This window comes from Gramella sp. MT6, assembly GCF_019357415.1.
GTDB lineage: Bacteria > Bacteroidota > Bacteroidia > Flavobacteriales > Flavobacteriaceae > Christiangramia.
In genome coordinates this window covers 1152139-1166323 of record NZ_CP048410.1, presented here as the reverse complement: position 1 = coordinate 1166323, position 14185 = coordinate 1152139, and the positions used below count along the sequence as shown (strand labels likewise).

Below are 14185 nucleotides of genomic sequence, written 5' to 3'. Positions count from 1 at the left end.
TAATTTTTAATCCATGGTTGCAAATTCAATACACTTGCTTAAATGTTCCAGGAAATTTGGTTCAGAATAGGATTCTGAAGTATGGCCTAAACCTGTATATACAGATTTTCCGCCACCGCGATAATTCTGAAACCATGCAATGGGATGAAAATCCCCATTTTCGCCTCCTTCATATGAGTTTTCATCGACGGTCATTAAAATATTTAATCCACTACCAATATTTTCATAATTATACCATTCATCTCTTCTTTCCCAGGGTTCAGGTAAATGTTCCACCGTCAAATGCTGAGGCATTTTTATATTAATAACCGCCTCCTGGATTGGTGGATGTCCTGTAAAATAAGCTCCTACCAGCTCACCATACCAGAACCAATCCTGCTCTGTATCTGCAGCAGCATGAATACCGAAGAAATTACCGCAACTATCCATATAATTCTGAAAAGCAGTTTGTTCCTCCATATTCAAAATATCTCCCTCTGTATTCAGAAAAATTATAAGATCCAGAGAATTCAGGTCATTCTCGGTAAAAAAATTACTGTCCCGGCTAACAATGGTTTTGAAATTGTTCTCATCTCCTATTTGTTGAATCGCCTGAATTCCATCCTCAATCGACTCATGCCTGTAATCCTCGGTTTCATGAAAGATCAGAACTTTCTTCTGGGCAGTAAGGCTAATAGAAAATAGTAAAGTGATAAAAACGGTAAGAAGTAATTTCATTGATATTTAATTTACTGAAAGTGTATACTTTTTCGGGGTAGTACCGAATTTCTTTTTGAACCCGGCGATAAAATGGCTGGCAGTACTATAGCCAACTTTCAACCCCACTTCATTCACATTATATTCACCTGTTTCCAGTAATTTCCGGGCATACTCCATTTTATAATCGAACAGAAAACTATAAACCGAATCGCCGTAGATCTGCTTAAAACCTTCTTTCAGTTTTTTCAAACTCAATCCAATTTCTTCGGAAAGTTCTTGCAACGAAGGTGGTTCAGCCATACGGGCTATTACAATATCCTTAGCTCTTCTTATCTTTTTAATATTTTCTTCATCGCTTAAAAAAGGACATTGCTCAAGATCTGGGTTTTCAGCTTTATTAAAGTATAGACTCAATAATTCAAAAGCCTTGGCCTTGAAATATAAATTTTTAATACTGGGCGTTAGATTGAAGTTCATTAACTGGTTCAAAACCACTGCCATAGATGGAGAAATCGCCGCATCCTTATAATATTTCTTGTCCTTATTATCTGCACTTAAAAAAGTGATATAATCTGCCTCTTGTGAAAAAAGTGCGTGAAATTTTTTGATAGAGATCACCAGTGATATAAGCCAGGATTCAGGTTCTAAAGAAACATTCAAAGGCAAGTCCCTTTGAGGGTTATAAAGCAAAAGTGAATTCTCTTCGGCCAATGGCAATTCGTAATTACCATTATTAAAAAGAAACTTACTGGCACCTTTTACATTGAAATGGAACTGGATAAAACTATTATCTATTTCCCTGGACATGAGCTTGGTATCTGAAGTATCATTCTGAAACTTAAGAATGAAAAAACCATCTTCGATCTTTATCTCTTCAGAGATACTTACAGCGTTATTTTTTAAGTGATCTTCCATAGGATCCAATTTTTATTTATTTAGAATCAATCTAAACTAATCGCTCTAAACCGACTATCATTACTACAAAAGTAGGGCATTTTCATCTTTTCAGTCTTATTTTCATGATAATTATCATCTATCGACACATTTAGTGCCTCAAGCGTTACTTTTTGATTTAAGCTTATATTAATTTTGCTGCCGTGTCCACCTAAACAGATACATGGAAGATTATCACATTTCTAAAGGAAAACACTTTTATACCATAGGTTTAAGCTACAAGAAGGCCGATGCAGAGATAAGAGGCCACTTTAGCCTTACCGAGGAATCTAAGCAAAGACTTCTTGAACAGGCTAAAGAGGAAGGTATTGACGGTATTTTAGTGACTTCTACCTGTAACCGAACCGAGATCTACGGATTCGCGCAACATCCATTTCAGCTAATAAAACTGCTTTGCGAACATACTCACGGTACCGTGGAGGAATTCGAAAAAGTAGCTTATGTATTTAAGAACAAACAGGCGATCTCACATATTTTTAAAGTGGGAACAGGTTTGGACAGTCAGATCCTGGGGGATTTCGAAATTATTAGTCAGCTTAAAGTTGCTTTTATAAGATCTAAGAAATTAGGCCTGGTAAATGCATTCTTAGAGAGACTTGTAAATGCGGTTATCCAGGCCAGCAAGCGCATTAAGAATGAAACCGAGATCTCCAGCGGAGCTACTTCAGTTTCATTTGCCTCGGTTCAATACATATTAAAGCATATTGAAAATATTTCAGAAAAGAACATCCTTCTTTTTGGAACCGGTAAAATTGGAAGAAATACTTGTGAAAACCTGGTAAAACATACCAGGAACAACCATATTACTTTAATAAACCGGACTAAGGACAAGGCCGAAAAGATCGCCGGTAAATTTAACCTCATCGTTAAAGATTATGCAGATCTGCAGGCTGAGATAAGGAACAGCGATATTCTTATTGTGGCTACCGGAGCTCACAACCCTACTATCTCCAAGGAGCTTATTTATCCGAAAAAAGAGCTTTTAATTCTGGATCTTTCTATTCCAAAGAATGTTTCAGATGATGTTCATGAACTGGAAAATGTAAAGTTGATCCATCTCGATCATCTTTCTCAAATGACCGATGAAACCCTGGAAAGGCGCAGACAATTTATTCCTCAGGCGAAAGAGATCATTGCAGAGGTAGAAAATGATTTTAACAAGTGGCTGGAAACCAGAAAATTTGCACCAACCATTAAGGCTTTAAAGAAAAAGCTAAAAATGATGAAGGATGCTGAACTGGATTTTCAACGTAAAAAGATATCAGACTTCAATGATGAGCAGGCTGAAATTGTAAGTAACAGGATCATCCAAAAGATCATGAAACACTTCGCCAATCATTTAAAAGAAGACAGCCAAACCACAGATGAAAGCCTGGAGCTTATCCAGAAAGTCTTTCACCTAGAAGAAGTTACAAAATGAGCAAAGTAATAAGAATTGGTACCCGCGATAGCGAATTAGCGCTCTGGCAGGCCAAAACCGTACAAAATGCTCTTGAACACACAGGCCATAAAACCGAACTGGTCCCTGTGAAATCTACCGGAGATCTGAATCTGGATCAGCCTTTATACGAAATGGGAATTACCGGAATATTCACCAAAACCCTTGACGTAGCTATGATCAAGGGCGAAGTTGATATTGCTGTGCACTCCATGAAAGATGTTCCCACGGCTTTACCCAAAGGAATTGTAGAAGGCGCTGTGATGAAAAGAGCCAGCAATAAAGATATCCTGGTTCATAAAGGTGTTCATTTTTTAGAGGAAAAAGAAGGAACCATTGCTACAGGAAGTTTAAGGAGAAAAGCGCAATGGCTTCATAAATACCCAGATCATAAAGTGGTGGATCTTCGCGGAAATGTAAATACCCGCATGCAGAAGCTTGACGATAATGACTGGAATGGAGCAATCTTCGCTGCTGCAGGCCTGGAAAGGATCGAGATAAAACCAGAGAATTTCATTGATCTTAACTGGATGATCCCGGCACCAGCACAGGGTGCCATGCTAATTGTCGCGATGGAAGATGACGAATATTGTCGTGAAGCACTGAGGTTGCTGAACCATAAGGAGTCTGAGATATGTGTTCACGTAGAGCGCGAGTTCCTGAAAGTGCTTGAAGGTGGTTGTACAGCCCCTATTGGAGCTTTAGCCAGGATCGTAAATGATCATATTCATTTTCACGGAGCTTTATTCAGCTTAGACGGAAAACATAAGATAGATGTAGAGAAAAGTATTCCGGTTACCGAAGTTGAGAATTTAGGTAAAGATTGCGCTCTTGAAATATTGAAAAATGGCGGGAAAGAATTGATGGCCGAAATAAAGTCGGTTTTAAATAATTGATCAATGCCTACGGTTCTATCCACCAAAAAACTCGCACTTAACCAGAAAGAGTTATTGCTGAACAGCAGGATTGGATTGGTAGAATATGATGCCATCACTATTAAGTTCATTGATTTTAAATTAGAGAAAGACAAAATCCAGAATGCAATTTTTACCAGTAAGAATGCGGTGAAAGCAATTGAAAGGAAGGAAATTGAAATTGAAAATTGCTTTTGTGTTGGTGAAAAAACGGCTGCTATTGCCGAAGCCTATGGCTTGAAAATTTCGACAAAAGCGAATAACGCGAGAGAGCTGGCTTTGCAAATAGTAAAAGAGCATTCTGAAAAGGAATTTCATTTCTTCAGCGGAAATAAGCGAAGAGAAGAACTTCCAGAAATATTAAAAGAAAATAATATAAAATATAACGAGACCCGGGTTTACGAAACCAGCCTGAACCCAAAGAAATTCCAATCGGAATTTGACGGCATTTTGTTTTTTAGTCCCAGCGGAGTCAAGAGTTTCACTGAAAAGAACCCGTTAAATACAACGGCATTTTGCATTGGAGAAACTACCGCTTCAGAAGCCAGAAAACATACAGATAAGATTATTATCGCCTCGAAACCCACGATTGAAAATGTGATTACGAGAGTGGTCTCGGAATTAAAGAACAAATAAAACACTTCAGGAAATGATAAAGAACGACCTGTTTTTAAAAGCACTAAAAGGAGAATCTGTTGAACGTCCACCGGTATGGATGATGAGACAGGCCGGTAGATATTTACCAGATTTTATGAAACTAAAGGAGAAATATGATTTCTTCACTCGTTGCAGAACTCCGGAGCTGGCTACAGAAATTACGGTTATGCCGATCAGGCAAATTGGACCTGATGCCGCTATTCTTTTTAGCGATATCCTGGTGGTGCCACAGGCGATGAACATTGAAGTGGAAATGAAGCCAGGAGTTGGACCATGGTTACCAAACCCCGTAAATACTGCAAAAAAGGTTGAGGATGTTATAGTTCCAGATGTGAACGAGGAATTAGATTACGTTTTTGAAGCTATAAAACTAACCAAACAGGAACTGAATGATGAAGTTCCATTAATAGGTTTTGCAGGTTCTCCATGGACGATATTGTGTTATTGCGTGCAGGGCCAGGGTTCAAAAACTTTTGACAAGGCGAAAAGATTCTGCTTTATGGAACCTATCGCCGCGCATACATTACTTCAAAAGATCACCGATACTACGATCGCTTATCTAAAAGAAAAGGTAAAAGCGGGTGTAGATGCCATTCAGCTTTTCGATTCATGGGGAGGACTTTTAGAACCAAAAGATTACCAGGAGTTCTCCTGGAAATATATGCAACAGATAATCGACGCATTAAAAGATGAAGTTCCTGTGATCGCCTACGGGAAAGGATGCTGGTTCGCGTTGAAAGAAATGTCACAATCTGGCGCAGCTGCACTGGGAGTAGACTGGACTTGTGAGGCTAGAAATGCAAGGTATTTAAGTGGCGGACAGATCACTCTTCAGGGTAATTTTGACCCGGCGAGATTATACTCTAAGCCAATTGAGATAAAATACATGGTGAACGATATGATCAACGCTTTTGGTAAAGACAGGTATATCGCCAACCTTGGCCATGGAATCTTACCGGATATCCCGGTAGATAACGCAAAGGCCTTTGTAGATGCTGTAAAAGAATACCAGTCTGTGAACAGATGATACGCAGTAAAAGTTTTAGGGACGATGAAAATGAAAAGGCCGGGGAAGTCCTAACCGGTTTGCTGCAAGAAGACTTTATGCCAGATCTCTGGAGAAAAAGCCAGAGAGAAAAGGTTGATAAAGCGTTGGAGGAAATTATAGAAACCGGTCTATCCGGACTCTATGAAACTTTACCCGATGTATTGCTTCTAAAACTTCAAAGTAAAAGATTCACTGCAGACCAGTATGAACATTTTGGCGATCTTATGCTGAATATTTCACTTGTGGAGCCAGACCATACACAACAATTGGCCAGCCATGCGTTATTCTTTTACGAATATTCTCAAACTGAATCTAAAACATTTTCCTTCGGCCTGATCGAAAAAATAAAAGAAGCAAAATCCTTAAGTTAATGCGGAACGAGTTTTTAAAATATATAAAGGAACTACAGGATAAGATCACCTCAAAAATTGAAGAAATCGATGGTAAGGCCAAATTCCATGAAGACATCTGGAAGCGCGAAGAAGGCGGTGGCGGAAGGACCAGGGTTATCGAAAATGGAAAGGTTTTCGAAAAAGGAGGGGTTAATATCTCTGCAGTTCACGGTCCCTTGGCTCCGGCAATGCAAAAATATTTTAAGGTTGGTGACGTAGATTTTTTCGCCTGTGGGCTTAGCCTCGTGCTTCACCCAAAAAACCCGATGGTTCCTACAGTACACGCGAACTGGAGATACTTTGAAATGTATGATAAAGATGGTACCGTTATAGACCAGTGGTTTGGCGGTGGGCAGGACCTTACCCCCTATTATCTTTTTGAAGAAGATGCAAGACATTTCCATAAGGTCTCTAAAAAGGCCTGCGATTCTCATGGTTTTTCATTGTACTCAGACTATAAACAAAAATGCGACGAGTATTTCTGGAATGCACATCGTGATGAAGCCCGCGGAATTGGCGGACTTTTCTTCGATTATTTAAAAGGTGACAGCCATATGAAGATCGAAGACTGGTATGATTTTGTGACCGATATTGGAGATTCCTTCCTGGAAGCTTATGTTCCTATTGTGGAAAAGAGAAAAAACATGTCTTATACTGAAGAGAATAGAAAATGGCAGGAAATAAGACGTGGCCGTTATGTTGAATTCAATTTAGTACACGATAAAGGAACTTTATTCGGATTAAAAACCAACGGAAGGATCGAAAGTATTTTGATGAGTCTGCCACCTCACGTTCAGTGGGTTTATGACCATCATCCGGCAGCAGGCAGTCCTGAAGCTAAATTACTGGAAGTCCTTAGAAAACCAAGACCATGGGTTTAAAAGCTTTTTTTATAGTATTTCTTCTATTTGCTGCTTCATTTTCGAACGCACAGGATATAGAACTGGATTCTATAAAAGAGCTTAATTACATTCAAAAATTCCCAAACAAGATCACCGGAAGACTTTTTTATATAAATACTTCAAATTCTTTCGAATTTAAGGGAAGGCTTACGGACCAGCGGGTTTCACTTACACCGAATAAACAAAATAGGATAGGTGCCTCCATAGCTTTCAAAGCGATAAAGCTTTCTTATTCATTTGCGCCAGATTTTATGGCCGAAAATCAGGATAATGAGGACTCTAAACTATTTAATATTGGCCTTAGGACATATTTAGGTAAGTGGATGCAAACCCTGAACCTCTACAATGAAAAAGGGTTTTATCTTGAGGCGTACGGCCAGGAACTATATCTTCCAAGAACAAGCTCCCTGAAAATTGGCGGTAGCACAGGCTATATTTTCAATGAAAATTTCTCCTTCAGGTCAATCACCAACCAGGATGAAAAACAATTGAAAAGCGCAGGTTCATTCCTACCTCAGCTTATTTATTACTATACGAAATATGGGATCAAAGGGGATGGAGATAGTGGGCAGCAGGTCGATGAAAAATACCATTCGGTAGATGTGGCACTTTCTCCCGGCTATTATTACAACTGGGTTCCTACTAAGAATTTAATGATATCGGCCGGTGCAGCTGCCGGATTAGGCGTTAATTTTTCTAACGGCACAGATTCTGAAAGTTTGACCTCATTACTATATGATCTTAATTTCAGAGGAGCCATAAATTATGATTTTTCAGATTTTTACGCAGGAGCGCAGTATAGTTATCTCATTTTAAATCATAATACAGATCGCACCACATACACCGAAGATAATATTCCTTATTTTGAGGCTTTCATCGGATACAGATTTAAAGCTCCAAAGAAAATTTTAGACATTTCAGATGATGTCAATAAAAAGATTGATTCAATAAAAAATTAAATAACATGTTTCCATTAAGGAGAAATCGCAGGCTAAGAACGAACGAATCTATTAGATCACTGGTTAGAGAAACCATTATCTCTCCTAATGATTTTATAGTTCCGTTGTTTATCGTTGAAGGAAAAAATGTAAAAGATGAGATCGCATCTATGCCGGGATATTACAGGTATAGCCTTGATCTTATCGAGAAAGAAGTAAAGGAACTCTGGAACCTGGGCTTGAAGTCGGTTTTGCTCTTTGTAAAGGTGCCTGAAGATCTTAAGGACAATGCCGGTAAGGAGGCAATAAATCCTGAAGGCCTGATGCAACGAGCAATAAAAACCGTAAAGAACGCTGTTCCTGAAATGCTTGTAATGACCGATGTTGCCCTGGATCCTTATTCCGCTTATGGACATGACGGGATCATTGCTGACGGAAAGGTTTTGAATGATGACACTACTGCACTTCTTGCTGAAATGTCTCTTTCACACGCCAAAGCAGGAGCAGATTTCGTAGCCCCAAGTGATATGATGGATGGTCGTATTTTTGAAATACGCAGCCTGCTTGAAGATGAAGGTTTTGACGAAACTGGTATTATGAGCTATAGCGCGAAATATGCTTCAGCTTTTTACGGACCTTTTAGAGATGCTTTGGATTCGGCACCGGTAGACGCTAAGGATATCCCAAAAGATAAAAAGACCTACCAGATGGATCCTTCAAATCGCGATGAAGCCATTAGAGAAACACTGATGGATATCGAAGAAGGTGCCGATATAGTCATGGTAAAACCTGGATTGTGTTACCTGGATATCGTTAGAGATATCAAGAACGTGGTAAATGTACCGGTTGCGGTTTACCAGGTTAGTGGAGAATACGCGATGATCAAAGCTGCAGCTGAAAAAGGCTGGTTAGATCATGATGCCGTGATCCTGGAACAATTAACCGCTATTAAGCGTTCAGGAGCGAATATGATCGCTTCCTATTTTGCGAAAGAAGCAGTGAAATTAATTTCCTGAGAACCTGAAAAATATAACTAAATTTTTCAGTGCTGAATTTGTTTTCTCAGTAGATTTACACCGTGAAAATTAAGAAGTCTTCTTTTTTTAGTCTGTTCCTGCTGCAGGTTATTTTCCTAACCTCAGCCACCAATGCTTTTGCTTTCACCAAAGTAACTCCAGATCTTGATTCAAGACAGGGAGAATATTTAAGAACAGAGCAAAACACCAAGGCTGTAATTTTTGAAGAGAGTATTGCTGAAGTTAACTTTAGATCTTCACAGGAGAATGAAAATAATTTCTTCCCCCCGCATCTTAGTTTCAGTTTTACCGAAATTCAACATCAGGTAATTTCAGATGAAAAATCTTCTTCAGAATTTCAGCCTAACCAAAGAAATATATTAAAAACACAAATCTTTCCCTTCCATTTTTTCTGGTAATTAAACAGCTTATTTACAGGCTTTAAAAAAGCAAAATTTACTCGTTCCTTTTATGACCGGGTAGTTTTTCAATTACTTAATTAAAATAAAATGGATAAATCATCTTTAATGATCGGAACACTGTTGTTCGTGATCTTCATGTTCCCAATAATATACGTTTTGCTAAATCAAAAATCCAAAGAAGCGAAACAAAAAAAAGCCCTTAATACAATTGCCGGGAAACACGGCCTTACACTGGATAAATTCGAAACAATTGGCCACTTAAGTCTTGGGCTCGACAGTTCAAATAAAATTCTGGTAGCAATAGATCCTAAAATGGAAGTAGATCATTTAGTGATAGACCTAAAAAAGGTGAGCAAGGTAAATATTTCAAAAAACACTCTTCGTGTTGATTCCAATAAAGAAAGGATCATTCATCTTGGACTTCAGCTCGCAGAGCAAAATTCTTCAAAGATCACCGAACTGGTATTTTATGATGAAGAGGATTATGAAAGCACCGACGCTGACATACGCCTGCATGAAGCTAAAAAATGGGATGAGATCATCCATAAGAATCTTGCTGTATAAGCGTATTTTAGGTAAATTATTAACAGCCTTTCGTAACCCGAAAGGCTTTTTTAATTCCCTTTTATCATTTCTTTTTTAATAATTGCATTAAGAATATATAAATTAGCCAGTCTAACAGTCATTTAAGCGTATGGGCTTATTATTTTTATATGCATTCTTATCTATCTTCTTTTCTTTCATGTGCTCAATACTTGAAGCGGCACTGCTAAGTATTACTCCTTCGTACATTAAGATCAAGAAAAAAGAAGGGAAACCTTATGCTAAAATTCTAGCAAATTTAAAGCAGGATATAGATAAACCTTTAATTGCCATTCTTACTATCAACACGATCGCGCATACGGTAGGTGCAATCCTTGTTGGGGTACAGGCAGAAAAAACTTTTGGAGACGGAGGAAATTCTGTTGGGATCGTTTCTGCGGTAATGACCCTGGCTATTTTAATTTTATCTGAGATCATCCCGAAAACTATTGGAGCCACTTACTGGAAATCCCTTGGAAATTTTACGGCAAGATCGCTTACCCTAATGATCTTCCCGTTAAAATACACCGGAATTCTTTGGTTACTAATGTTAACCACAAAACTTATAGGTAAATCTGCTCATGTTAGTTCTATGAGCAGGGAAGAGTTTGCAGCTATAACCGATGCCGCCGAAGAAGAAGGCGTTTTTGAGGAAAGCGAAACTACCGTGATCAAGAACCTTCTGGTCTTTAAATCTGTGGAAGCAAAAGATGTGATGACACCATTTTCTGTTGCGATAACTGAAGATGAAAGCCTTTCTTTAAAGGAATTTCATCAAAATCATAAAAACCTGAAATTTTCGAGAATTCCGGTTTATGAAGGAAAATCGACAAACATCTCTGGTTTTATCCTCAAAGACGATGTGCTGGAAGAGGTTATCGATGAAAAAGGACATCAGCCACTTAGCGAAATAAAGCGTGATATCCTGGTCACGAACGATAATACCCCAATCCCGGAACTTTTCGAAATTTTTGTTCAGAAAAGAGCGCATATATCAATGATCGTAGATGAATATGGAAATGTTACCGGTATCGTAACCATGGAAGATATCATTGAAACCCTTCTTGGGCTTGAGATCATGGATGAAAGTGATAGTGTGGAGGATATGCAGATGCTGGCCAGAAAGAACTGGGAAAGACGAGCAAAACGACTTGGATTGATCCAGAGAAAACAGGATCAGGAAACAGAAGATTCCGAGGAGAAAAAAGAAGAACCGAAGGAAGAACCGAAAGACGAAGAGAAATCTGAGGAAGAGGAAAAGAATGAAAAAAGCCAAAATTGAGACTCCGTTGGGCATCGCTGAACTAACAGGAGATTCAGACGGTCTGTCCTCTGTTAAAGTTCTGGATGAAGGAATTATCTCTGCCGAGATACCTTCAGAATTAAAGGAAACAGCACTCCAATTGGAAGCTTATTTCAAAGGAACTTTACAAAACTTTGATCTGAAATTAAATCTTCAAGGCACAGATTTTCAGAAAAAAGTATGGAAAAAACTCCTGGAGATCCCATATGGTTCTACTACTTCGTATCTGCAATTATCAAGGGATCTGGGAGATGAAAAAGCCATCAGGGCTGTAGCTTCAGCAAACGGGAAAAATCCGCTTTGGATCATTGTTCCCTGCCACAGAGTTATTGGCAGCGACGGTTCTCTAACTGGTTATGCCGGTGGATTGCATAGAAAAAAATGGCTGCTGGACATGGAAAATCCACCCGTACAACAAAGTCTTTTTTAAAAAGTAGTATTTTAAAGCAACCAGAACCGGGATTTATTTCTGGTTCAGTTAAAATATTATTGATGAAAAAGCTATCTAAAGCAATTTTACTCTTCGTTGCATTCTTATTTCTAGCCTCCCTGATATTATATATTTCCGGTTATGAATACCTTTTTAAAGGCATCACCACCACCTACCTCACGGGCCATAAAACAGCCTTTATAGACGATTATACTTATTTTGACAATCATGTAATTCAAAAACCAGAGAAAGTTCAGGAATGGGCTTTATCTAAAGAATACAATGAGGCCACGGCCACTTCAACTCTGGATAGCCTTAACGAAGAATTGGAAACAGCTGCCTTTCTCATTATTAAAAATGATAGCATCTGGTTCGAGAAATATTACAACGGTTACAATGAAAAATCCCGGACCAATTCATTTTCAATGGCGAAAACCATTGTTTCTGCTTTAATGTTCAAGGCTATCCAGGATGGATATCTCGAAAATATCAACCAGCCTGTGGCAGATTTTTTTCCACAATTCGATGATAGGCTTACTATTGGAGACCTCTCCTCTATGTCATCCGGACTAAACTGGAACGAGAACTACTACAATCCTTTCGCCTCTACGGCAAGAGCCTATTTTGATGACGATATTAGAGAACAGATCCTAGACCTCGAAGTAGTAAGCGAACCGGGAAAAGAATTCAAATACCTCAGCGGAAATACCGAGTTGCTGGGCATGGTGATCGAAAAAGCTACCGGAAAAACACTGAGCAAATATCTAAGTGAAAGTTTCTGGAAACCCCTGGGGATGAATGATGACGCACTTTGGCAGATAGACAGCAAGGAATCTGGCATGGAAAAAGCGTATTGCTGCATCGCCAGTAATGCCAGGAATTTCGCCAAATTCGGTAAGCTATTCATCAATAATGGAAAATGGCAGGGGAAACAGTTACTAGATTCTGCATATATCGCTAAAGCTACTGAACCAAGATTTGAAGCAACTCCGTATTATGGATATGGTTTCTGGTTAAGTGATCATAACAAAAAGGATATCTTTTATATGCGCGGAGTTTTAGGCCAGTACGTTATAGTAATTCCTGAAGATGATCTCATTATTGTGCGGCTGGGAAGAAAACTTATAAGAAGCACGAACGGCGATAAACATTACAAAGACTTTTATATGTATATTGATGAGACTTATAAAATGTTGAATCATGCTTCATAAACTAAACCTGGAGAACATCCTTTTCCTGGATATCGAAACAGTGCCTGAATTCAGGAATTATTCTGAACTGGATGATGTAAAAAAGTCCTTATGGGAAGAAAAATCAAAATATCAACGGAAAGATGAATTCACAGCGGAAGAGTTCTATAACAGGGCTGGTATTTGGAGTGAATTCGGAAAGATCGTTTGCATCTCTGCTGGATTCTTCAGTTTCCGGGATGGAAGCCGACATTTTCGAATTACCAGTTTTAAAGGGGATGAAAAGGAATTACTGAACGATTTCAACAGGCTACTGGATAAATACTTTTTTCAACCATATAACCTTCTTTGCGCACACAATGGAAAGGAATTCGATTTTCCGTATATCGCAAGACGAATGCTTATTCACAATATGAGACTGCCAGCAAAGCTTGATCTTTTTGGGAAGAAACCCTGGGAAGTGCCTCACCTTGATACACTGGAACTTTGGAAATTCGGAGATTACAAGCATTACACTTCCTTGAAACTGCTTACCCACGTGCTTGGGATTCCTTCGCCAAAAGAAGATATTGATGGTTCTATGGTAAGAGATGTTTATTATGACAACGGCGAGTTAGACCGTATTGTCGAATACTGCGAACGCGATGTGGTAGCCATAGCACAAGTGATACTAAGATTAAGACAGGAAGTATTACTGGGCGATTCTGAAATTATCGCAATAGAATAACATTGACAGGAAAAACATACAAGGAAAAATAGTTTCAGCTAACAGATTTCATTTAACATTAAGTCGTTAATTATTAACACTTTATAGAATTGTTTTTAGGTTTTTTTGATTTATGAATGTTACCTTTATGTAGTGATTGAACATTTTTCTAATTAAAAACTCGATATTATGTATTTATATATTGAAATGTGGAACGTTACTACCAAATGGATGAAATTAAGCCGTGAAAAAAGAAAGGAACTCATGGATAATATGCATCAACGTGTAAGTAACATGAAAGCCAGCGGTGTAGAAAACCTTGGTTGGGCCCGTAATGATGAACATACTCCATATCGCAGTGATTACCGCTATATGACAGTTTGGAAAATGCCATCTATAGAAGAGGTCAAGGTTCTTGAAAGCAACCTAGAAAAAGTCGGCTGGTATAACTATTTTTCTCAGGCAAATTCAAGGGGTCAGCTTATAAACCAGGATGAAGCTATAAATTTTCTAATAGATATCCAGGAAAACTCAACTTCAGTAGTATAAAAAAAGCCGGATTTAATCCGGCTTTTTTCTTTTGGCAATTCAAAT

Annotated in this window: 17 protein-coding genes; 15 read left to right on the top strand and 2 right to left on the bottom strand. The window is 38.5% G+C overall.

Going from position 1 to position 14185, the window contains the following annotated elements:
* Positions 1-6: 6 nt before the first annotated feature.
* Together G3I01_RS05345 and G3I01_RS05340 are read right to left on the bottom strand one after the other, a co-directional pair.
* On the bottom strand, positions 7-717 hold the full coding sequence (locus G3I01_RS05345; protein ID WP_219551794.1) for a ThuA domain-containing protein: 711 nt from the start codon (positions 715-717) through the stop codon (positions 7-9).
* Positions 718-723: 6 nt separating this feature from the next.
* Positions 724-1614 (bottom strand): AraC family transcriptional regulator, encoded by an 891-nt coding sequence (locus tag G3I01_RS05340; RefSeq protein WP_219551791.1) that lies wholly within the window; start codon positions 1612-1614, stop codon positions 724-726.
* Positions 1615-1816: 202 nt separating this feature from the next.
* On the opposite strand from G3I01_RS05340, the gene hemA reads away from it, so the two are divergent.
* From hemA to G3I01_RS05265, 15 genes are all read left to right on the top strand, one after another.
* Positions 1817-3073, top strand: coding sequence for a glutamyl-tRNA reductase (hemA, locus tag G3I01_RS05335; protein ID WP_219551789.1), 1257 nt, complete (start codon positions 1817-1819; stop codon positions 3071-3073).
* Positions 3070-3987 (top strand): hydroxymethylbilane synthase, encoded by a 918-nt coding sequence (hemC, locus tag G3I01_RS05330; RefSeq protein WP_219551787.1) that lies wholly within the window; start codon positions 3070-3072, stop codon positions 3985-3987. Before hemA ends, hemC begins: the two co-directional genes overlap by 4 nt.
* A 3-nt stretch (positions 3988-3990) precedes the next feature.
* Positions 3991-4641, top strand: a complete 651-nt coding sequence (locus tag G3I01_RS05325) for a uroporphyrinogen-III synthase (RefSeq protein ID WP_219551785.1) — start codon at positions 3991-3993, stop codon at positions 4639-4641.
* Between the two features lie 13 nt (positions 4642-4654).
* Entirely contained in the window at positions 4655-5689 is a 1035-nt protein-coding gene (gene hemE / locus G3I01_RS05320) for a uroporphyrinogen decarboxylase (RefSeq protein WP_219551783.1), read from the top strand.
* Positions 5686-6081, top strand: a complete 396-nt coding sequence (locus G3I01_RS05315) for a hypothetical protein (RefSeq protein ID WP_219551781.1) — start codon at positions 5686-5688, stop codon at positions 6079-6081. Before hemE ends, G3I01_RS05315 begins: the two co-directional genes overlap by 4 nt.
* Positions 6081-6983 carry an oxygen-dependent coproporphyrinogen oxidase gene (gene hemF, locus G3I01_RS05310; protein ID WP_219551779.1) on the top strand — a complete coding sequence of 301 codons (903 nt, stop codon included), beginning with the start codon at positions 6081-6083 and terminating at the stop codon, positions 6981-6983. The genes G3I01_RS05315 and hemF overlap by 1 nt, the downstream gene beginning before the upstream one ends.
* Positions 6974-7963, top strand: a complete 990-nt coding sequence (locus tag G3I01_RS05305) for a DUF4421 domain-containing protein (protein WP_219551777.1) — start codon at positions 6974-6976, stop codon at positions 7961-7963. Before hemF ends, G3I01_RS05305 begins: the two co-directional genes overlap by 10 nt.
* Before the next feature lie 5 nt (positions 7964-7968).
* A complete protein-coding gene (gene hemB, locus G3I01_RS05300; RefSeq protein ID WP_219551775.1) occupies positions 7969-8958 on the top strand; it encodes a porphobilinogen synthase in 990 nt (329 codons plus the stop codon).
* A gap of 62 nt (positions 8959-9020) precedes the next feature.
* Positions 9021-9377, top strand: coding sequence for a hypothetical protein (locus tag G3I01_RS05295; protein ID WP_219551773.1), 357 nt, complete (start codon positions 9021-9023; stop codon positions 9375-9377).
* A gap of 90 nt (positions 9378-9467) precedes the next feature.
* The gene (locus tag G3I01_RS05290; RefSeq protein ID WP_219551771.1) at positions 9468-9944 is read left to right on the top strand and encodes a hypothetical protein; all 477 of its coding nucleotides are present in this window, start codon (positions 9468-9470) and stop codon (positions 9942-9944) included.
* Positions 9945-10074: 130 nt separating this feature from the next.
* Positions 10075-11244: a CNNM domain-containing protein gene (locus G3I01_RS05285; RefSeq protein WP_219551769.1), complete on the top strand. Its 1170-nt coding sequence runs from the start codon at positions 10075-10077 to the stop codon at positions 11242-11244.
* On the top strand, positions 11225-11695 hold the full coding sequence (locus G3I01_RS05280) for a methylated-DNA--[protein]-cysteine S-methyltransferase (RefSeq protein ID WP_219551767.1): 471 nt from the start codon (positions 11225-11227) through the stop codon (positions 11693-11695). Before G3I01_RS05285 ends, G3I01_RS05280 begins: the two co-directional genes overlap by 20 nt.
* Before the next feature lie 62 nt (positions 11696-11757).
* Positions 11758-12906 (top strand): serine hydrolase, encoded by a 1149-nt coding sequence (locus tag G3I01_RS05275; RefSeq protein WP_219551765.1) that lies wholly within the window; start codon positions 11758-11760, stop codon positions 12904-12906.
* Positions 12896-13612, top strand: coding sequence for a 3'-5' exonuclease (locus tag G3I01_RS05270; protein WP_219551763.1), 717 nt, complete (start codon positions 12896-12898; stop codon positions 13610-13612). Before G3I01_RS05275 ends, G3I01_RS05270 begins: the two co-directional genes overlap by 11 nt.
* Before the next feature lie 168 nt (positions 13613-13780).
* Entirely contained in the window at positions 13781-14140 is a 360-nt protein-coding gene (locus G3I01_RS05265; protein ID WP_219551761.1) for a DUF6616 family protein, read from the top strand.
* Positions 14141-14185 lie beyond the last annotated feature (45 nt).